This is a genomic window from Yersinia rohdei ATCC 43380, assembly GCF_000173775.1.
GTDB lineage: Bacteria > Pseudomonadota > Gammaproteobacteria > Enterobacterales > Enterobacteriaceae > Yersinia > Yersinia rohdei.
Map to the genome: position 1 here is coordinate 94,770 of NZ_ACCD01000006.1, position 18,583 is coordinate 113,352.

Here is an 18,583-nt window from a genome sequence, read left to right on the forward strand (position 1 = left end):
ACTTATGACTACAGGCAAAACGTCTTCAGAACGTGCCGGTAAACTGTACCTACAGGATTTTTATGCAGAATATCACCCAGATGACTATTGATGAGCAGCAGGAAGGGGAGGAACCCTCATACTCCTTTCTCGGCGGCATCTCCGGCTTTGTTTTTTATTGGCTAGCCTTCGCGATCCCATTCTTTATCTATGGCCCCAATACGGTCTTCTTCTTACTCTATACTTGGCCATTCTTTCTGGCTTTGATGCCCGTTTCAGTGCTGATTGGCATCATATTAAGCATGTTATCGCGCGGTAATTTGTTAGTCACAGTCGGAGGCGCAGGGATTGCGGTGGTGTGTTTATTTTGGATGTTGTTTTCGTTTCTCACCGGTTGGTGAAGATTGAATCAGCGAGCTGTGTGGGACTAACCCAATACAGCCCGCTCTGGTCGAACACGTCAGCTTTGTGCTGAAAGCACCTTGCTAAGGAATGCTTGCGTACGTGGATTGCTGGGCGCGGTAAAAATGTCTTCCGGTCGTCCCTCCTCCTGAATAACCCCTTGGTCAATAAATAATACCCGGTCGGCGACATCACGGGCAAAGCCCATCTCATGGGTAACTACCACCATGGTCATGCCTTCCAGTGCCAAGGCTTTCATCACTGCCAGCACTTCTCCCACCAGTTCTGGATCGAGTGCCGAGGTCGGCTCGTCAAACAGCATGATTTTCGGCTCCATTGCCAAGGCTCTGGCAATCGCGACGCGCTGCTGTTGCCCGCCGGACAAGCTGCTAGGATAGGCATCAATCTTATCCAACAACCCGACTTTACGTAGCAATAATTCAGCTCGTTCAATAGCTTGCACGCGCGGCAGCTTCTTGACATCCATCGGGGCCATAATCAGGTTTTCCAGCACCGTCATATGGGGGAAAAGATTAAAACGTTGGAAGACCATGCCGACACTTTCGCGCATGCGGTTGAGATCCGTTTTGGGGTTATGGATCTCAAAGCCATTAACGGTTATCTCGCCACCAGACAAGGTTTCCAGCGCATTAATACAGCGTAGAAATGTACTTTTCCCCGAACCTGATGGGCCAATGATACAAACCACTTCTTTTGGCTGAATATCACAGGAAATTCCGCGCAACACATGGGTTTCGCCAAATTGTTTTTGCAGATTATGTACGTGAATCACTTTTACCGAACCTCTTTTCCATATGCCGCACTAACAGCGAAAGTAAGAACGTAATAACCCAATAAATCAGAGAAATGATCAAGTAGGGTTCCCAATAGGTGGCATAGGCGCCGGACACGGTACGTGCGGCATAGGCCAAATCTGCCAGCCCGATGGCGGATGCCAGCGATGAATCTTTAACGATGGCGATGGCATTGTTACCTAATGGCGGCAACATGCGGCGGAAAGCTTGCGGCAGGATAACCTTACGCATGGTTTTGCCATAACTCATTCCCAGCGAGCGGGAAGCTTCCATCTGGCCGCGATCAATTGACTGAATACCGGCGCGGAAAATCTCGGAAACATAAGCCCCGGCATTTAGGGTGATTGCGACCACACAAGATAGAAAGGCACCATAATCTGAGCGCAGCATTCGGGCAAAATCAGAAGATATAATGCCATTGGTGACCAGAATGCCATCCCGTGGATTGATAAATAGCGGCACCAGAGCAAAGTGCACCACCATAATTTGCACAAAGAGCGGAGTCCCGCGAATGGCACTGATATAGATGCGCACCGGCCATTGAACACAGTAATACAATACGGGCTTCCAGATACCATGCGGTGCCTGCGCCAACCGCCCCAGCCCCAGAGTTAAACCCCAAGTCGTTCCCAGAATCACACAAACAATGGTGCATTTTATCGTCATCAAGGCGCCATCCATAAACAATGGGGCGTACTCCTGGATGATTTCCCAACGAAATCCTGACATAAGACAATCCAAATACCCGTGGTACTTGGCCTTACCGAGCTATGGGCTGTTGTCACAAACCCGAATCACAAACCCGAATCACAAACCCGAATCACTTACCTGAGTAAGTTCATCGGGATTGACTCGTGGGCAGACCGGCGGTAACGCCAATGACCTTGGGGATAAAAAAGGTGTATTAAAAAGATTTATTTTGCGGGCTGTGTTGCTGCAGGCAATGTTGGCACCTGTGCATCAAACCATTTTTCATAGATTTTGGCATAAGTGCCATCAGCAACAATTTTCTGCAAACCACTGTTGATTTTATTGCGCAATTCTTCATTGCCTTTCGCCACCGCAATACCGAAATATTGGCGCTCAAACTTGTCATCGGAAACCAGTTCAAAGGCTTTTTCTGGATGTGTTTTCAAATAGAACTTGGCAACACCAACATCACCTACTGCCGCAGCGATACCATCTTCATATAATTCTTGCAGCATCAGCGGTGTGTTATCAAAGCGTTTGATTGCAGTACTGTTTTTACCCAACACATTAGACACCACGATATCGCCGGTGCTGGAATTCACAACACCCACATTCAAGTCTTTCAATGCTGCAATGGAATCAACTTTAGAGCCTTTAGCCACTACGATGGTTTGCTCGGCCGGAAAGTAAGGATCAGAGAAATCAACCATTTGCTGGCGTTTATCGGTGATTGTAATACCAGAAATAATGATATCGCGGTCACCTGAACCTAAAGTGGCAAAAATGCCTTCCCATGGTGTATTCACCAGTTTTATCTGAAAACCTTCGGCTTTGCCGATAGCTTTGATGATATCGATATCAAAACCTTCGAGTTGTTTTTGGCTATTTTCATACTCGAATGGCCGATAGGTAGCACCAGAACCAACAACATAAGTGGGTTCTGCGGCAATAGCGCTGCTTGCAGACAACACTGCTGCCAGGCAAGTCCCAACCAGCATTAAACGTTTAAACATGTGAATCTCCCGGTTAAAAAAGCAAAGTGAATAAAAGCACAATTTTTTATTTATGCAGTTTAAGTGCATAAAAGTAAAGTTTTATATACATAAACTCAACCGTGGCAGTGGGTTATTTATTTTCGACGATATTAAATATGCATATTTATTTTGTTTGTTGGCATAAGCTAACGGAAAATTCAATTTTTATGGTGTTTATCTCTGCATGATGATTAATAGACCATTGCAGTGTGAAAGTGCGGTGAAAAGCAGCATTTAATGACATTTTGTAGATTTGCATGGTATTTTTGCCGAAATTCGTCCTTAATCTGAGTCTTATGGCCTATTTCCGTCATAAAGTGGAGTCCAACGAAAAGTTGTGGGATGATTAGGCAGTTTTTCAGGGGGCGGGAATGGGAAAACTTACGCTACTATTGCTGGTTTTACTTGGTTGGCTACAGTATTCATTGTGGCTGGGTAAGAATGGTGTTCATGATTTTGTTCGGGTTAAGGATGACGTGGCGCTTCAAGAGGTCAATAACGGCAAACTTAAAGCCCGAAACGATCAGCTATTTGCTGAAATTGATGATTTAAACGGTGGTCAAGAGGCTATCGAAGAACGCGCACGTAACGAACTGGGTATGATTAAACCCGGCGAAAGTTTCTATCGTCTGGTTCCTGACCAATCCAGACGCAATGCGGGTATCCCTTCGACGCAAAATAACGCACAACAATAAATAATGAGTAATTTCGTCGTTTCCCTTCCTGAAGTCGTCGCTATATTGCCGGCGGCAGGTATTGGCAGCCGTATGCAGGCTGATTGCCCTAAGCAGTATTTAATGGCCGGGGGCAAGACAATCATTGAACATGCTATTCTTTCTTTGCTTGGTCACCCGCGGATTCAGCGGGTTGTCGTCGTGATACATCCGCAGGATAAACTCTTTTCCAGGTTACCTATCGCTCAAGATCCGCGCATCAGTATTGTTGCGGGTGGTGAGCAGCGAGCTGATTCTGTGATGGCGGGTTTGCAATATGCCGGGCAGGCCGAATGGGCACTGGTTCATGATGCGGCTCGCCCTTGTTTACATCCTGATGACCTCGATAAGCTATTAGCGATTATCGAACACAGCAAAGTTGGGGGCATTTTAGCCGCGCCGGTTCGCGATACCATGAAGCGGAGTGAGGCAGGAATTCAAGCCATCGCTCATACTGTGGATCGTCAAGCTCTGTGGCATGCTTTTACACCGCAGCTTTTTCCTCTTGAGTTATTAAAAACGTGCTTATCCCGCGCCCAGCAAGGCGGAGCTGTAGTTACCGATGAAGCTTCAGCACTAGAATATTGCGGCTATCATCCGATACTGGTTTCAGGCCGTTCGGATAATATCAAGGTGACGCGCCCTGAGGATCTGGCGCTGGCAGAGTTTTATTTAACTCAAAGACAAAACCCAAAATAATTGGAGTGCAATTAATGCGAATCGGCCACGGTTTTGATGTTCATAAATTTGGCGGCGAAGGCCCGCTGATTATTGGCGGTGTGCGCATCCCATACGAAAAGGGCTTGTTAGCGCACTCTGATGGTGATGTCGCATTACATGCTGCCACCGATGCATTACTGGGCGCAGCTGCTTTAGGTGATATCGGAAAATTATTCCCTGACACTGACCCCACATTTAAAGGCGCAGACAGCCGCGGTTTACTGCGCGAGGCTTATCGTCGTATTTTGGCCAAAGGTTATCAGTTGGGGAATCTGGACATTACCATTATTGCTCAAGCACCTAAAATGGCCCCGCATATCCCGCAAATGCGGGTTAATCTGGCAGAAGATTTACAATGTCATATGGACGATATCAATGTAAAAGCCACGACTACAGAGCAGTTAGGTTTTACCGGTCGCGGTGAAGGTATTGCCTGTGAAGCTGTAGCTCTGTTGGTTAAGGCATAAATAATGGATATGGAAAATCTGGTCTGGCTGCATGGCAAACCCAAGGCGAGTGGCATTTTAAAGGCCAATCCAGAAGATTTTGTGGTGATTGAAGACCTGGGGTTTGAGCCGGATGGTGAAGGCGAACATTTATTAGTTCGTATCCGCAAAAATGGCTGCAATACCCAGTTTGTTGCTGATTATTTGGCGCGCTTTGCCAAGATTCATCCGCGTCTGGTGAGTTATGCGGGTTTGAAAGATCGCCACGCCGTGACTGAGCAGTGGTTCTGTTTGCATTTGCCGGGTAAAGAAGCGCCAGACTTATCCACTTTCGAGCTGGAAGGCTGTGAAGTCCTGGAATCAGTGCGCCAGAAAAGAAAATTGCGCATTGGCTCGCTAAAAGGCAATAATTTTACCTTGGTATTACGCCATATCACTGATAATCAAGATGTAGAGCAACGATTGCAACAGATAGCCGCTCTGGGCGTACCTAACTATTTTGGTAGTCAGCGGTTTGGCCGTGGTGGCAATAATTTGGTGCAGGCGCGGTTGTGGGCCAATAACGAAATTCGAGTTAAAGAACGCAGTAAACGCAGTTTTTACTTGTCGGCCAGTCGCAGTGCCATGTTTAATCTCATTAGCAGCCGCCGTTTGGCGCAGCAACAGGCCACTACGGTACTGGCTGGCGATGCATTACAGTTATCGGGGCGCGGCAGTTGGTTTGTGGCCGAAACTGATGAGTTGGCCCTATTACAGCAGCGTGTTGATGCCGGTGAGCTGAATGTCACCGCTCCCTTACCCGGCGATGGCGAGCTGGGGACGCAAGCTGAAGCATTGGCTTTCGAACAGGCATGTCTGGCAGACCAAACTGAGTTACTGGCGCTGATTAAACGCGAACGTGTTGAAGGCGCTCGTCGAGCTATCTTGCTGAAACCACAGAATATGCAGTGGAACTGGTGGGATGAGGTCACCTTGGAGCTTAGCTTCTGGCTACCCGCTGGTAGTTTTGCCACCAGTGTCGTGCGCGAAATCATCAATCAGGATAATGCTGATGCTGCGGATATTGCTGAGTAACGACGACGGCATTACTGCGCCGGGCATACAGATACTTGCCACCGCATTGCGCGAATTTGCCCAAGTACAAATTGTGGCACCGGATCGTAATCGTAGTGGCTCCTCTAATGCATTGACGCTAGATAGTGCGTTGCGCATCACAACGTTATCTAATGGTGATATTGCAGTGCAGCAAGGTACTCCGACCGATTGTGTCTATCTGGGGGTCAATGCCCTGATGCGCCCCCGACCGGACATCGTAGTTTCTGGCATCAATGCTGGCCCGAATCTTGGGGATGATGTTATCTATTCAGGTACTGTGGCTGCGGCAATGGAAGGACGGCATCTGGGGTTTCCTGCATTGGCCGTTTCACTCAATGGTCATCAGCACTATGCTACGGCAGCAGCAGTCACTTGCCGGATATTGCGTGCGCTCCAGCATCAACCATTGCGTACCGGAAAAATACTGAATATTAATGTACCTGATTTACCCTTATCTGAAATTAAAGGGATTCGAGTCACACGTTGTGGTAGCCGCCATCCGGCAGAGCAGGTATTTTGTCAGCAAGACCCACGCGGGCAAGATCTCTATTGGATTGGCCCGCCGGGAGATAAATTTGATGTGGCGGAGGACACGGATTTTGCAGCAGTTGAGCAAGGTTATGTTTCCATCACACCATTGCAGGTTGATTTAACGGCCTACGCAGCGCAAGGTGTGGTTGAAAATTGGTTAGCCAATATTAAGACCGAGGTTGACGGGGAATGGTAAATAAACGCATGCAAACATTGTTGATGCTGTTACGTCAGCAAGGCATTGCAGACGAACGCTTGTTACAAGCTGTCGAAGCGGTGCCGCGCGAGCGTTTTGTTGATGAGGCGCTAGCCCATAAAGCCTATGAGAATACAGCCTTGCCTATAGGTTCTGGGCAGACTATTTCTCAGCCTTATATGGTGGCGCGAATGACCGAATTATTGCAGTTAACACCGACCTCGCGAGTATTAGAGATAGGTACCGGCTCTGGTTATCAGACGGCGATTTTGGCGCATTTAGTCGAGCATGTCTGTTCAGTTGAACGAATCAAAGGGTTACAGTGGCAGGCAAAACGTCGCCTGAAACAGCTAGATCTGCATAATGTCTCTACCCGTCATGGTGATGGCTGGTTAGGTTGGGCATCACGCGGGCCATTTGATGCGATAATTGTGACCGCGGCACCGCCAGAAATACCCAATGCATTGCTTGAGCAATTAGATGAGGGCGGGATATTAGTCCTGCCCGTGGGCGAGCAGTCTCAAACACTGAAATGTATCCAGCGGCGCAATAATGAATTCCAGATTGAGACGGTAGAAGCCGTGCGCTTTGTTCCTTTGGTCAAAGGGGAACTGGCTTAACTATTGGTGTTATTTCGACCTTAATCTGTCGCTAAATCCAAAGCGCCATTTTTTGCGCTAAAGATTGAACCAAAATCAGTAACATAAATTTTATGGTATGGCAGGCGTGGTATTGATAGCATGCGCGCTTGTGCATCTTATTTCTTCAGTTCGGGTTGGTATGTGCTGCGGAATTTTTTAATACTCGAAAAATACGTGTCGTCGTCCTCGGCCTGGCTTTTTTACTGTCAGCCAGCTGACCACTTTAACGACGAATCACTCTTACGACTGTGTAAAATACTTAGAGTGTAAAAGGTATTTTGGATATATCGCTTATTATTGCTGTCATGGGGGAAGCATGAGCACGGGAAGCCCAATAATTACATTACGCCGAGTTGCGGCATGTACGGTTATGAGTCTGTGGTTGGTTGGTTGTAGCAACGATAATTCAACATCGGCACCGATCAGCAGTGTTGGTGGTGACCGTTCAGGTACCATGTTAAGTGGCTCGGACACCAATAGTTCGGGTGAGCGTATAGTTTATAACCGTACTTACAACAATATCCCCAAAGGAAGTTACAGCGGTAATACTTATACCGTTAAGCGTGGCGACACGCTGTTTTATATTGCCTGGATAACGGGGAACGACTTCCGTGATCTGGCGGCAAAAAATAATATTGCTGAACCTTATAGCCTAAATGTGGGACAATCTATTCAGCTTGGTAATGGTTCTGGTGGTGGAATGTTAGCCACAACAGATGCTAGATCAAGTGGAGTTGCAAAACCGCCTGCAAATATTCAGAACACAACTACAATGGTTGATTCCCAATCAACTAGCGCGTATTCTGAAAGTTCGGGTAAACAGAATGTTGGTAAAATGTTACCAGCATCAGGAGCAGTTGTCGCTACAACCGCACCTGTTACTGCGCCAAGCAGTACCATCAGTGAACCTGCCAGTAATGGTGGGCAAGTCAGTAGTTGGAAATGGCCAACTGATGGTAAAACGATCGATAGCTTCTCTGCGTCCGAAGGGGGCAATAAAGGGATTGATATCGCCGGTTCTCGTGGGCAACCGATTTTCGCTACAGCAAATGGGCGAGTTGTGTATGCTGGGAATGCACTGCGTGGTTACGGTAATCTAATCATCATCAAACACAATGATGATTACCTGAGCGCCTACGCTCATAACGATACAATGCTGGTCCGGGAACAAGAAGAAGTGAAGGCGGGACAAAAAATAGCAACCATGGGTAGCACCGGAACCAGTTCAGTAAGATTACACTTTGAAATTCGTTACAAGGGGAAATCCGTAAACCCGCTGCGTTACCTTCCGCAGCGATAAATTGAGCAGAATACGCTGTATTCTGCTCGTCGGATTAACGGGTAGGAGCAGCATATGAGCCAAAATACGCTGAAAGTTAACGAGTTACAGGAAGATGCTGAGTTTGACGAAAACAGTACGGAAACTGAAATTTTCGACGAAAAAGCATTAGTCGAAGATGAACCTACCGAAAGTGAGTTAGCAGAAGATGAGCTGTTGGCGCAAGGTGTTACCCAGCGAGTGCTGGATGCGACGCAGCTTTATCTTGGTGAGATTGGTTATTCACCGCTGTTAACTGCAGAAGAAGAGGTTTATTTTGCCCGGCGTGCATTGCGCGGAGATGTGCCTTCACGTCGGCGTATGATCGAAAGTAACCTACGATTGGTGGTGAAGATCGCCCGTAGATACAGCAATCGCGGCTTAGCGCTGTTGGATCTGATTGAAGAGGGTAATCTTGGTTTGATCCGTGCAGTAGAAAAATTTGATCCTGAACGAGGTTTTCGTTTCTCCACTTATGCTACTTGGTGGATACGCCAGACGATTGAACGGGCAATAATGAACCAAACCCGTACCATCCGTTTGCCTATCCATATTGTAAAAGAATTAAACGTTTATTTACGCACAGCGCGAGAACTTTCTCATAAATTGGATCATGAACCTAGTGCTGAAGAGATTGCCGAGCAACTCGACAAACCGGTTGATGATGTGAGCCGTATGCTACGCCTCAATGAACGTATCACTTCTGTTGATACACCTTTAGGCGGCGATTCAGAGAAAGCTTTGTTAGATATTCTATCTGACGAAAATGAAAATGGCCCGGAAGACACAACGCAAGATGACGATATGAAGCAAAGTATCGTTAAATGGCTGTTTGAATTGAATGCTAAACAGCGCGAAGTTCTGGCCCGCCGTTTTGGTCTGTTAGGATATGAAGCAGCAACGCTGGAAGATGTTGGCCGGGAGATTGGTTTGACACGTGAGCGTGTCCGCCAGATTCAGGTTGAAGGTTTACGTCGTTTGCGGGAGATCCTGCAAGGGCAAGGCCTGAGCATTGAAGCATTGTTCCGCGAATAAAATCAGCGAATAAAATACAAAAACGGTGAATATAAGTTCACCGTTTTTTTATGCCTGTCATTTACCTTATTGGCAAATAACAGGCTATTTTTGTGCCGATAGGGGCTGTTATACCATTTTTTTCAGACGATAAATCCACTCTAGCGCCTGGCGTGGAGATAGCGAATCGGGATCAATGGCTTCTAATGCTTCAACTGCAGGCGAAATTTCTTCATTTAGCAGGGTCAGCTGCGAGCCATCAATTTTACTGGCGGCGGCATTATTAGACAGTGACTCCAGTTCTTTCAGTTTTTGCCGTGCTCGTTTAATCACATCACGCGGCACTCCTGCCAGTGCTGCCACTGCCAAGCCATAACTTTTACTTGCTGCGCCATCTTGCACGCTGTGCATAAAGGCGATGGTTTCACCGTGTTCTAGTGCATCCAGATGCACATTCACCACTCCTTCCATTTTTTCCGGCAAGGTTGTCAGTTCGAAGTAATGGGTGGCAAACAGTGTCATAGCCTTAATGCGGCTGGCCAGATTTTCGGCGCATGCCCAGGCCAGTGATAAACCATCATAGGTGGAGGTACCGCGGCCAATCTCATCCATTAGCACCAAACTTTGCTCGGTTGCATTGTGGAGAATATTAGCGGTTTCTGTCATTTCCACCATAAAGGTAGAACGACCAGAAGCCAGGTCATCAGCCGCGCCAACACGGGTAAATATACGATCGACCGGGCCAATAGTTGCCTGGTCCGCCGGGACGTAGCTCCCCATATGTGCCAGTAAGACGATCAAGGCCGTTTGGCGCATATAGGTGCTTTTACCGCCCATATTTGGGCCAGTAATGATCAACATTCGCCGCTGAGGTGATAATGTTAATGGATTAGAAATAAAGGGTTCACTGAGGACTTGCTCGACAACCGGATGACGGCCACCGAGGATTTTAATCCCCGGTTTATCACTCAGAACCGGGCAGTTGTAGTTGAGTGTTTCTGCTCTTTCGGCCAGATTTGCCAAAACATCCAGCTCTGCCAATGCATTGGCACTGGTCTGTAAATCAGATAAATGTGGCAATAACAGGTCGAAAATTTCTTCGTATAGCCCTTTTTCAATCGCCAGCGCTTTGCCTTTGGAGGTCAGAACCTTGTCTTCATACTCTTTTAGTTCAGGAATAATATAGCGTTCGGCATTCTTTAGGGTCTGTCTGCGAACATAATGAATAGGTACCAAATGGCTCTGACCACGACTAACCTGAATGAAATAGCCGTGAACACCATTAAAACCAACTTTTAGTGTATCCAGACCCAGCTTTTCACGTTCGCGGATTTCCAACCGATCCAGATAATCAGTCGCACCATCGGCCAGTGCCCGCCATTCGTCTAACTCAGCATTATATCCTGGCGCTATAACGCCACCATCGCGCACTAACACTGGCGGAGCTTCAACGATTGCCCGCTCTAGCAGGTTTTGTAATTCATCAAACTGGCCAACTTGTGAAAGTAAGTTTTGCACATGCGGTACATTCACGGGTTGCAATAAACGATGAATTTCCGGTAACTGCTGAAAAGCATGCCGCATGCGGGCCAAGTCTCTTGGACGGGCGGTACGCAGGGCTAAACGCGCTAAAATACGTTCTAAATCACCGACTTGACGTAATGGCGCTTGCAGTTCGGCAGTAATATCTTGCAGGCCGCCAATGGCCTGCTGACGAGCAGTTAATACGTTAATGTCGCGGATGGGCATATGCAGCCAGCGTTTGAGCATGCGGCTGCCCATGGCTGTCACACTGCAATCAAGAATGGCGGCCAGGGTGTTTTCAGTCCCCCCAGACAAATTCTGGGTCAGTTCAAGATTTCGGCGCGTTGCGGCATCCATAATGATGCCATCTTGCTGGCGTTCCATGGTCAAACCACGGATATGGGGCAGGGAAGTGCGCTGGGTATCTTTAACATATTGCAGCAAGCAACCCGCAGCACGTAATGCTTGATGGGCTTGTTCAACACCGAAACCGATTAAATCGCGGGTGCCGAATTGCAAATTAAGCTGCTGCTTGGCGGTTTCCAGCTCAAATTCCCATAATGGACGGCGACGCAGGCCATGGCGCTGTTCAAGCAACGACATGGATTCAAAATTTTCTGGGTAAAGCAGTTCTGCGGGATTGGTTCGCTGTAACTCGGCGGCCATGGTTTCAAGGTCTGCGGGTTCTGCTACCCGAAAACGACCTGAGCTGATATCTAAGGTTGCATAACCAAATCCGCGCGCATCCTGCCAGATAGCTGCCAGTAGATTGTCCTGCCGCTCTTGTAGCAAGGCCTCGTCACTGACGGTACCAGGGGTGACAATGCGCACGACTTTGCGCTCAACCGGCCCTTTGCTAGTGGCGGGATCGCCAATTTGTTCACAGATTGCTGCGGATTCACCCAATTGAACCAATTTTGCCAGATAGTTTTCTATCGAATGATAGGGAACTCCCGCCATAGGAATAGGTTCACCCGCTGAAGCCCCGCGTTTGGTCAATGAGATATCCAGTAACTGTGAGGCCCGCTTGGCATCACTGTAGAACAGCTCGTAAAAATCGCCCATCCGGTAAAACAGGAGTATGTCAGGGTGTTGGGCCTTGAGCCGTAGATACTGCTGCATCATCGGTGTGTGGGAATCGAGCTTATCTGTATTATTCATGCGGTTATTATCTATAATCCATTGAATTTAAAGTTGATTGTGATTTTTATTGTTGTCGTTAGGTATCACATGATTTAGGGGTAATAGGGAAATCTGGCGACCAACACCATGTCCTTTTTCCTGCCGATATACTAGCCCAGCAGCCAGAAAACTGACACAGGTAAAAACTTTAAGCTGTCAGCAAACAAGACAAAATTAGCTCTTCAAGTAAGGAGGGAATCTTGGGTGCAGTTTTTCTGATTAAGCTTGCTTGAAGGCAGGGATCGCGGGGAATAAGCTGTGAGCGGTTTGGCGCAAGTGATTGGCCTGGGTGTCAATATTGGTTTGCTGAGCGATTCCATGAAGATGCAGTCCGGAGCCAGTACGATGAGTTTTATCATTCATCATGGCAATAAATGTCACCTTTTTCAAAAGATTGTCATTTTTCCGGACAAAGCATCGTAAACTAACTAATTAGCTATTGAGTGAAAATCACTCAATGACAAGTGATGATATTTATTTTTCTGATTATTGAGCAATAAACCAGCGTAGTGAATTCAACACTTTTGTCTCAGACATTTTGGCTCTGTCTTCATCGACCAGCTTCATTAATACTAATCTTGCTGTATAAATATCCAACTGTGCTTTATCAGCAAGTTCTCTGGTTTTTGGCCAATGGATAACCGGCGGCGGAGATTCAGCAAACTGTTCTTTTAGTGCATTACAATGATCTTCCAATATACTCATGACTTCTTCTTTACGTAGAACATTAGATTTCATTTGTCATTTCCTCATAAATTTTATTCTTTAAGAATGTCTTATATTTTTGTTCTTATATTCTTAACTTCTTGTTTGTATTTCTCACGTATTAATTGGAATTTTCCTACAATAAAAAGGACAATTCATACGCATTAACAGATCCCTTCTTATATATTTGTTTTTGTTTTTACATCTCTCACTTCCACTATAAATACATTAACTGCTAATAATTGGATTTTAGTCACAACTGAAAGCTGAATAAATGCTTTTAAAACCAATGAAAAAATAAGAATTCTTATCTTTATGGCTTTTACAACCATATGATTTGCATGTGTTTTATTAATTTACTTTAGCGGTTTTTAGGCGTTTTTATATAGAGAAAAACCTCATTTTATTGAAAAAATTCAATTACTTAGAGAAACTAATAATGCTTGTGTTAAGGTTTTTATGCTTTGAACTTGAGAATCACACAGATTTAATGCCGAGTATAATTTGGCTTATCGTATAAGCAAACATTAATTTTGAAAAACTAACTTTTAGCGATCTAATCTATCGATTTGATCATATTTGTAGTGCTATGTGTCGAAGGTGTGATGTTTATCGATCAAAATTATCGAGATTATTGTTTTGTTTTAGTCAATTAAGTTAAACGCTCTGAATTTTGATTAATTGAATTAAATAACTATGAATAAATAATCTATCTTTGTATTATCTGCTCCGAACTAAACAGAGCTCTATCGTTATTTAAATTATTTCTTAAAATGTGGTTGCTGCTAAAAACTTCCATGTTGACTGTATGGCTCTATGTAGTTCGCGGTTTTATTCTTCGTGTTTGTACGATAATAAACTGCCTGGACTTTTATTTTTAAACTACTTCGATGCGATATTTACCTTGATTTTATTAAGGTAAATCAGCGGGCAAAATTTTAATTGTGTTTATAAAGGAATCTTGTAATGAAACTGAATAAAACTATCTTGGCTGCAGGTCTGGTATTAGGTTTTGCTTCTATGGCTAACGCAGCTGATCAAGGCCAAGGTACTGTAACTTTCAATGGTTCTATCATTGATGCACCATGCTCAATCGCAGCAGGTTCTGATTCACAAACTGTTGAAATGGGTCAAATCTCTAACGTTGCATTGCAGAATGGTGGCAAATCATCTTCCCATGATTTCAACATCAAACTGGAAAACTGCGATATCACTACTCTGAAAACTGTAACCACCACTTTTGGCGGTGCAGAATCAGCTGCAGTAGCTGGCCTGCTGGGCATCACTGGCGTAGCTGAAGGCGCTGGCATTGCAATCGTTGATGGTACTGGTTCTGTTATTACTTTGGGTCAGGCAAATGCTGAACAGACTCTGGTTAACGGTAACAACACCCTGTCTTTCTCTGCATACCTGCAGGGCAGCACTGTAGCTGACGCAATCAAACCAGGTAGCTTCTCTAGCGTTGCAGATTTCACGCTGGCTTACCAATAAGTATCCCTTTTCTAATTCGACATGCGGATTTTTCCGCATGTCTTTTCTTCTCGAGAAAGAGATGTATTGGATGAGCTAGGTGATTTATGTCCAGGTCATTTTTATTAATAGTGCCTCCTTCCTTACTGATGGCGTCATTACTGAGCTTGCCAGCAATGGCCTCACCCATGAAGTCAGATTGGGGCCGCGTGAGTATGGAAGGAAGTATTAGCGATACTGCTTGTGCAATAAATCCAGGCAGTTTGGAACAAACGATCGATATGGCGATTTTACCCATAAGTCAGTTGGTTCAAAACGGTGTAGGGAAAGAGCATCCATTCGAGATCCATTTACTCGATTGTACGATTGCCCATGCTGATTCGAGTAAATCTAACCTGCAGCATTTTACCGTGTCTTTTGATGGTGCTGCAGACGGTAATAATTATGCGGTTTTTGGTGAGGCAGAAGGAATTGCAATGCAAATCATTGATGATAAAGGCAATGCTTCATCTCCTGGGGTGCCATCGCCAGAGATAAATATTATCCCTGTAGATATGAAACTCAATTATGCCCTGCGTTTAGTTGGCAATGGCAAGATGTTGCGTGCTGGAACTTACCATTCTAGTGTTCGTTTCACATTGGATTATTATTAATTTCAATGAGTAAGGTCACATATCCCATGCTATCTGCTCGTCTTACCCCCTTTGGTATTGTCCGCCGTGATGTATTGCGCTTTATGATTGCAATTGCGTTAAGTAGCAGTGCGTATAGCGCATTAGCCAGTGATGATATTGAGTTCAATACTGATGTGCTGGATACCAAGGATCGTGCCAATTTCGATTTGAGCCAATTTTCCCAACGCGGTTTTATTTTGCCTGGGAACTATAATTTATTGGTTTATATGAATAAGCAGGATCTCAACGAGCATCCTGTGGTGTTCTACGCCTCCGAAACAGATCCTAAAAAAAGTGAGGCTTGTTTAACACCCAAGATAGTTGAGTTGATGGCGTTGAAAGAAGATAGTTTTAAAAAGCTGACTTGGTCGCGTGATGGGGAATGTTTGGATATCAGTAGCTTGCCGGGATTAACCGTGCAAGGTGACTTGGCGTCATCCTCGCTAAACATGAGTGTGCCGCAAGCTTGGCTGGAATACAGCGAACCTGATTGGGATCCACCTTCGCGTTGGGAAGACGGTATTCCTGGTGTTCTTTTCGACTACAACATGTTGGGTCAGTTAAATCGCCAAGAGTCGAATAATACCAGTAATAACAGTTTGAGTGGGAATGGTACTGCCGGAGCTAACTTGGGTGCCTGGCGGTTGCGCGCAGACTGGCAGACCCGTATTGATCAAGTATCCGGTTCACCGACTGAACGCCAATGGGATTGGAGCCGTTATTACGCCTACCGTGCGATACCGACTTTGGGTGCCAAGCTGACGTTGGGTGAAGATTTTTTGAACTCGGCCATCTTTGATAGCTTCCGTTTTAGCGGAGCAAGTCTGGCGACTGATGACAATATGTTGCCGCCAAATTTACGGGGTTACGCACCGGAGATTACCGGGGTTGCTCGGACTAACGCCAGGGTTGTTGTCAGCCAACAAGGCCGGGTATTGAGTGAAACTTTGGTCGCAGCCGGGCCTTTTCGCATTCAGAACCTGAATAGTTTTGTCTCCGGAACACTGGATGTTCGCGTCGAAGAACTTGACGGACAAGTGCAGCAATTCCAAGTGAATACCGCCAGTATTCCTTACCTGACTCGCCCCGGAATGGTGCGCTATAGGATTGCTGCAGGTAAGCCTTCTGATATTGGCCATCGGTCAGAAGGGCCGGTATTTGGTACTGGGGAATTTTCCTGGGGGATCAATAGCGGTTGGTCAGTGTTTGGTGGTGGGATCAGTGGTGAGAATGAATATCAAGCGGCATCCATAGGGATTGGTCGTGACTTGATGGAGTTTGGTGCGGTGTCGGTCGATATGACCCAATCTTGGGCCAATTTACCGGATAAAGGCACATTGAGTGGTGGCTCTTACCGAGTTAACTATTCGAAAAATTTCCAAGAAACAGGCAGTCAGGTGACCTTTGCCGGTTATCGCTTCTCTGAACGTAACTTTATGAGCATGAGTGAATATCTCGATGCTCGTTATCGTGGCGAGAATGTGGGCGGCAATAAAGAGATGTATACCATCAGCTTCAACCAGCAATTTAGTGATTTGGGGTTGAGCGCATATTTGAACTATAGCCACCAGACTTACTGGGATAGTTCGGCGAATGACCGCTATAACCTGTCATTAGCGCGTTATTTCGATATAGGTAAATTTAAGAACGTCAGTGTGACCCTGTCTGCTTATCGTAACCGTTACAACGAGAGCAATGATGATGGGATGTACTTGTCCTTATCCATGCCGTTTGGTGACCGGGCAACAATAAGTTATAGCGCCGCAGTCAATGGCCGAGAAAATAGCCAGCGTGTGGGGTATGCCAACAGAATCGATGAGCATAACAACTACCAAATCAATACCGGTGTAGCACGTAGTGGTGCATTGGTAAGTGGTAACTATACCCACATGGGCAATAGCGCAGATATTAACGCCAATGCCAGTTATCAAGAAGGGCAATACTCTTCAGTAGGTGTTGGTATTCAGGGTGGTGCAACTGTCACTGCTGAAGGTGGGGCTCTGCATCGAGTAAATACACTCGGTGGCACCAGATTATTGCTCGATACCCAAGGAGTAGCCGGTGTGCCGGTTCAGGGGTATGGTTCGACCGTGCGAACTAACCAATTTGGTAAAGCGGTAGTCGGTGATGTGAACAGTTATTACCGTAACCGGGCCAGTATTGATATTGATAATCTGGCAGACAATGTCGAAGCCAGAGGGACAGTCGCACAAGTAACCTTGACCGAAGGGGCTATCGGTTATCGCCGCTTTAATGTGATTTCTGGCGAGAAAGCGATGGCAATGATTCGTATGGCAGATGGGTCATCACCTCCATTCGGTGCCACTGTATTAAATGAGAATAAGCAAGAAACCGGTATTGTTAACGACGATGGTTCTACTTATCTCAGTGGTATCAAGGCTGGTGAGACGATGTCTGTGAGCTGGAATGGGCAGGCGCAATGTAGCGTCATATTGCCGAAGATACTTTCAGCGACAGTGTTGGCAAATTTACTGTTGCCTTGTCAGCCGATAGCGACAGGGGATAAGCCCCCGGTATCACAGCAAAAAAGTTTGGTAATGGAATCTGCGGATACGCCTCCGTTGAGTTAATAGAAAACGCGCGGCACGAGCAGGTTCTAACACGATAAATTCGAAGGAAAAAGTAATGAAATTGAATCACAAATTGCGCGTTACCACGATTCTGGTGACAGCATTGATGGCGCATCAAGCAACGGCTGCCATTGCCCTGGACAGAACCCGAGCCATTCTTAATGGTGGCGATAAATCACTCAGTTTGAACATCAGCAACCAGAATAAGCAATTGCCTTATCTGGCGCAGGGATGGATTGAAGATGAGCAGGGTAACAAAATCAATACGCCATTGACGGTGGTTCCACCGGTTCAGCGTGTCGAACCCGGTGCCCTAAGCCAGTTAAAAATACAAACATTGCCCGCAGTGAGCCAATTGGCACAAGACCGCGAAACTTTGTTCTATTTTAACTTGCGCGAGATCCCGCCTCGGTCGGATAAGCCCAACACATTGCAGATTGCACTGCAAACTCGCATCAAGCTGTTTTACCGTCCAGCCAGTATCGTGCCGCAAAAGAGCGACATGTCGACACCTTGGCAGGAAAAATTACAGCTGACTCGTCAGGGTGATCGCTATCAGGTCAATAACCCGACGCCGTATTACATCACATTGGTGGATGCCAGTGAGAGTAAAACCGGTAAAACCGCGGCGGGCTTCAAGCCACTGATGATTGCACCAAAAGCGCAAGGCATGTTGGATGTCAGTGCTGGCGCATTAGGTAGCAAACCAGTACTGACCTACGTCAATGATTTTGGCGGCCGACCAAAACTGGTATTTGGTTGTTCGGGGAGTACCTGTTCTGTGGTTGAAAGCATCAAATAAAGGTGTATTTCGGTACACCGCGCGCAAAGAAGAAGGCTGCT

The 18,583-nt window shown here is 46.2% G+C and carries 19 protein-coding genes; 14 read left to right on the forward strand and 5 right to left on the reverse strand.

The annotated features are described in order from the left end of the window. Positions 1–62 precede the first annotated feature (62 nt). On the forward strand, positions 63–380 hold the full coding sequence (locus tag YROHD0001_RS11365; protein ID WP_004714161.1) for a DUF3561 family protein: 318 nt from the start codon (positions 63–65) through the stop codon (positions 378–380). A 59-nt stretch (positions 381–439) separates the two neighbouring features. Here YROHD0001_RS11365 and YROHD0001_RS11360 read toward each other — a convergent pair whose 3' ends face one another. The 3 genes from YROHD0001_RS11360 to YROHD0001_RS11350 all read right to left on the reverse strand — a co-directional run bounded on the left by YROHD0001_RS11360 (position 440) and on the right by YROHD0001_RS11350 (position 2,899). Next, a complete protein-coding gene (locus YROHD0001_RS11360; protein WP_032816534.1) occupies positions 440–1,174 on the reverse strand; it encodes an amino acid ABC transporter ATP-binding protein in 735 nt (244 codons plus the stop codon). Next, a complete protein-coding gene (locus tag YROHD0001_RS11355; protein ID WP_032816535.1) occupies positions 1,158–1,925 on the reverse strand; it encodes an amino acid ABC transporter permease in 768 nt (255 codons plus the stop codon). The genes YROHD0001_RS11360 and YROHD0001_RS11355 overlap by 17 nt, the downstream gene beginning before the upstream one ends. A gap of 185 nt (positions 1,926–2,110) precedes the next feature. After that, on the reverse strand, positions 2,111–2,899 hold the full coding sequence (locus YROHD0001_RS11350) for a basic amino acid ABC transporter substrate-binding protein (protein ID WP_004714164.1): 789 nt from the start codon (positions 2,897–2,899) through the stop codon (positions 2,111–2,113). 392 nt (positions 2,900–3,291) lie between these two features. Here YROHD0001_RS11350 and ftsB point away from each other — a divergent pair, with 392 nt between their 5' ends. From ftsB to rpoS, 8 genes are all read left to right on the forward strand, one after another. Beyond that, the gene (gene ftsB, locus YROHD0001_RS11345; RefSeq protein WP_004714166.1) at positions 3,292–3,615 is read left to right on the forward strand and encodes a cell division protein FtsB; all 324 of its coding nucleotides are present in this window, start codon (positions 3,292–3,294) and stop codon (positions 3,613–3,615) included. Positions 3,616–3,618: 3 nt separating this feature from the next. Next, positions 3,619–4,332 (forward strand): 2-C-methyl-D-erythritol 4-phosphate cytidylyltransferase, encoded by a 714-nt coding sequence (gene ispD / locus YROHD0001_RS11340; protein WP_032816537.1) that lies wholly within the window; start codon positions 3,619–3,621, stop codon positions 4,330–4,332. A 14-nt stretch (positions 4,333–4,346) separates the two neighbouring features. After that, positions 4,347–4,820, forward strand: a complete 474-nt coding sequence (gene ispF / locus YROHD0001_RS11335) for a 2-C-methyl-D-erythritol 2,4-cyclodiphosphate synthase (RefSeq protein ID WP_032816539.1) — start codon at positions 4,347–4,349, stop codon at positions 4,818–4,820. A gap of 3 nt (positions 4,821–4,823) precedes the next feature. Beyond that, entirely contained in the window at positions 4,824–5,873 is a 1,050-nt protein-coding gene (gene truD / locus YROHD0001_RS11330) for a tRNA pseudouridine(13) synthase TruD (protein ID WP_004714169.1), read from the forward strand. Then, on the forward strand, positions 5,851–6,621 hold the full coding sequence (gene surE, locus YROHD0001_RS11325) for a 5'/3'-nucleotidase SurE (protein ID WP_032816540.1): 771 nt from the start codon (positions 5,851–5,853) through the stop codon (positions 6,619–6,621). The genes truD and surE overlap by 23 nt, the downstream gene beginning before the upstream one ends. Next, the gene (locus tag YROHD0001_RS11320; RefSeq protein ID WP_032816542.1) at positions 6,615–7,241 is read left to right on the forward strand and encodes a protein-L-isoaspartate(D-aspartate) O-methyltransferase; all 627 of its coding nucleotides are present in this window, start codon (positions 6,615–6,617) and stop codon (positions 7,239–7,241) included. Before surE ends, YROHD0001_RS11320 begins: the two co-directional genes overlap by 7 nt. Before the next feature lie 355 nt (positions 7,242–7,596). Further along, entirely contained in the window at positions 7,597–8,562 is a 966-nt protein-coding gene (gene nlpD / locus YROHD0001_RS11315; protein ID WP_032816576.1) for a murein hydrolase activator NlpD, read from the forward strand. A 54-nt stretch (positions 8,563–8,616) separates the two neighbouring features. After that, the gene (gene rpoS, locus YROHD0001_RS11310) at positions 8,617–9,615 is read left to right on the forward strand and encodes an RNA polymerase sigma factor RpoS (protein ID WP_004714173.1); all 999 of its coding nucleotides are present in this window, start codon (positions 8,617–8,619) and stop codon (positions 9,613–9,615) included. Positions 9,616–9,723: 108 nt separating this feature from the next. On the opposite strand, the gene mutS is transcribed toward rpoS, so the two are convergent. Next, positions 9,724–12,279 carry a DNA mismatch repair protein MutS gene (mutS, locus tag YROHD0001_RS11305; protein WP_032816543.1) on the reverse strand — a complete coding sequence of 852 codons (2,556 nt, stop codon included), beginning with the start codon at positions 12,277–12,279 and terminating at the stop codon, positions 9,724–9,726. A gap of 279 nt (positions 12,280–12,558) precedes the next feature. On the opposite strand from mutS, the gene YROHD0001_RS20435 reads away from it, so the two are divergent. Then, positions 12,559–12,723 (forward strand): hypothetical protein, encoded by a 165-nt coding sequence (locus YROHD0001_RS20435; protein WP_156171989.1) that lies wholly within the window; start codon positions 12,559–12,561, stop codon positions 12,721–12,723. Positions 12,724–12,786: 63 nt separating this feature from the next. On the opposite strand, the gene YROHD0001_RS11300 is transcribed toward YROHD0001_RS20435, so the two are convergent. After that, positions 12,787–13,038 carry a hypothetical protein gene (locus YROHD0001_RS11300; RefSeq protein WP_004714176.1) on the reverse strand — a complete coding sequence of 84 codons (252 nt, stop codon included), beginning with the start codon at positions 13,036–13,038 and terminating at the stop codon, positions 12,787–12,789. A 933-nt stretch (positions 13,039–13,971) separates the two neighbouring features. Here YROHD0001_RS11300 and YROHD0001_RS11295 point away from each other — a divergent pair. The 4 genes from YROHD0001_RS11295 (at position 13,972) to YROHD0001_RS11280 (ending at position 18,542) form a co-directional block, all read left to right on the forward strand. Next, on the forward strand, positions 13,972–14,496 hold the full coding sequence (locus YROHD0001_RS11295; protein ID WP_004714177.1) for a fimbrial protein: 525 nt from the start codon (positions 13,972–13,974) through the stop codon (positions 14,494–14,496). Positions 14,497–14,624: 128 nt separating this feature from the next. After that, positions 14,625–15,128 carry a fimbrial protein gene (locus YROHD0001_RS11290; protein WP_004714178.1) on the forward strand — a complete coding sequence of 168 codons (504 nt, stop codon included), beginning with the start codon at positions 14,625–14,627 and terminating at the stop codon, positions 15,126–15,128. Between the two features lie 26 nt (positions 15,129–15,154). Further along, complete coding sequence (locus tag YROHD0001_RS11285) at positions 15,155–17,740, forward strand: outer membrane usher protein (protein ID WP_004714179.1); 2,586 nt, start codon at positions 15,155–15,157, stop codon at positions 17,738–17,740. A 55-nt stretch (positions 17,741–17,795) separates the two neighbouring features. Further along, the gene (locus YROHD0001_RS11280; protein ID WP_004714180.1) at positions 17,796–18,542 is read left to right on the forward strand and encodes a fimbria/pilus periplasmic chaperone; all 747 of its coding nucleotides are present in this window, start codon (positions 17,796–17,798) and stop codon (positions 18,540–18,542) included. The last annotated feature ends 41 nt before the right edge of the window (positions 18,543–18,583 follow it).

Excerpts from the sequence above, each read along its gene's own strand:
- YROHD0001_RS11365 (WP_004714161.1), top strand. The coding sequence starts at position 63 with ATGCAGAATATCACCCAGATGACTATTGATGAGCAGCAGGAAGGGGAG.
- YROHD0001_RS11355 (WP_032816535.1), bottom strand. The coding sequence starts at position 1,925 with ATGTCAGGATTTCGTTGGGAAATCATCCAGGAGTACGCCCCATTGTTT.
- YROHD0001_RS11350 (WP_004714164.1), bottom strand. The coding sequence starts at position 2,899 with ATGTTTAAACGTTTAATGCTGGTTGGGACTTGCCTGGCAGCAGTGTTG.
- ftsB (WP_004714166.1), top strand. The coding sequence starts at position 3,292 with ATGGGAAAACTTACGCTACTATTGCTGGTTTTACTTGGTTGGCTACAG.
- ispD (WP_032816537.1), top strand. The coding sequence starts at position 3,619 with ATGAGTAATTTCGTCGTTTCCCTTCCTGAAGTCGTCGCTATATTGCCG.
- ispF (WP_032816539.1), top strand. The coding sequence starts at position 4,347 with ATGCGAATCGGCCACGGTTTTGATGTTCATAAATTTGGCGGCGAAGGC.
- truD (WP_004714169.1), top strand. The coding sequence starts at position 4,824 with ATGGATATGGAAAATCTGGTCTGGCTGCATGGCAAACCCAAGGCGAGT.
- surE (WP_032816540.1), top strand. The coding sequence starts at position 5,851 with ATGCTGCGGATATTGCTGAGTAACGACGACGGCATTACTGCGCCGGGC.
- YROHD0001_RS11320 (WP_032816542.1), top strand. The coding sequence starts at position 6,615 with ATGGTAAATAAACGCATGCAAACATTGTTGATGCTGTTACGTCAGCAA.
- rpoS (WP_004714173.1), top strand. The coding sequence starts at position 8,617 with ATGAGCCAAAATACGCTGAAAGTTAACGAGTTACAGGAAGATGCTGAG.
- mutS (WP_032816543.1), bottom strand. The coding sequence starts at position 12,279 with ATGAATAATACAGATAAGCTCGATTCCCACACACCGATGATGCAGCAG.
- YROHD0001_RS11300 (WP_004714176.1), bottom strand. The coding sequence starts at position 13,038 with ATGAAATCTAATGTTCTACGTAAAGAAGAAGTCATGAGTATATTGGAA.
- YROHD0001_RS11295 (WP_004714177.1), top strand. The coding sequence starts at position 13,972 with ATGAAACTGAATAAAACTATCTTGGCTGCAGGTCTGGTATTAGGTTTT.
- YROHD0001_RS11290 (WP_004714178.1), top strand. The coding sequence starts at position 14,625 with ATGGCGTCATTACTGAGCTTGCCAGCAATGGCCTCACCCATGAAGTCA.
- YROHD0001_RS11285 (WP_004714179.1), top strand. The coding sequence starts at position 15,155 with ATGCTATCTGCTCGTCTTACCCCCTTTGGTATTGTCCGCCGTGATGTA.
- YROHD0001_RS11280 (WP_004714180.1), top strand. The coding sequence starts at position 17,796 with ATGAAATTGAATCACAAATTGCGCGTTACCACGATTCTGGTGACAGCA.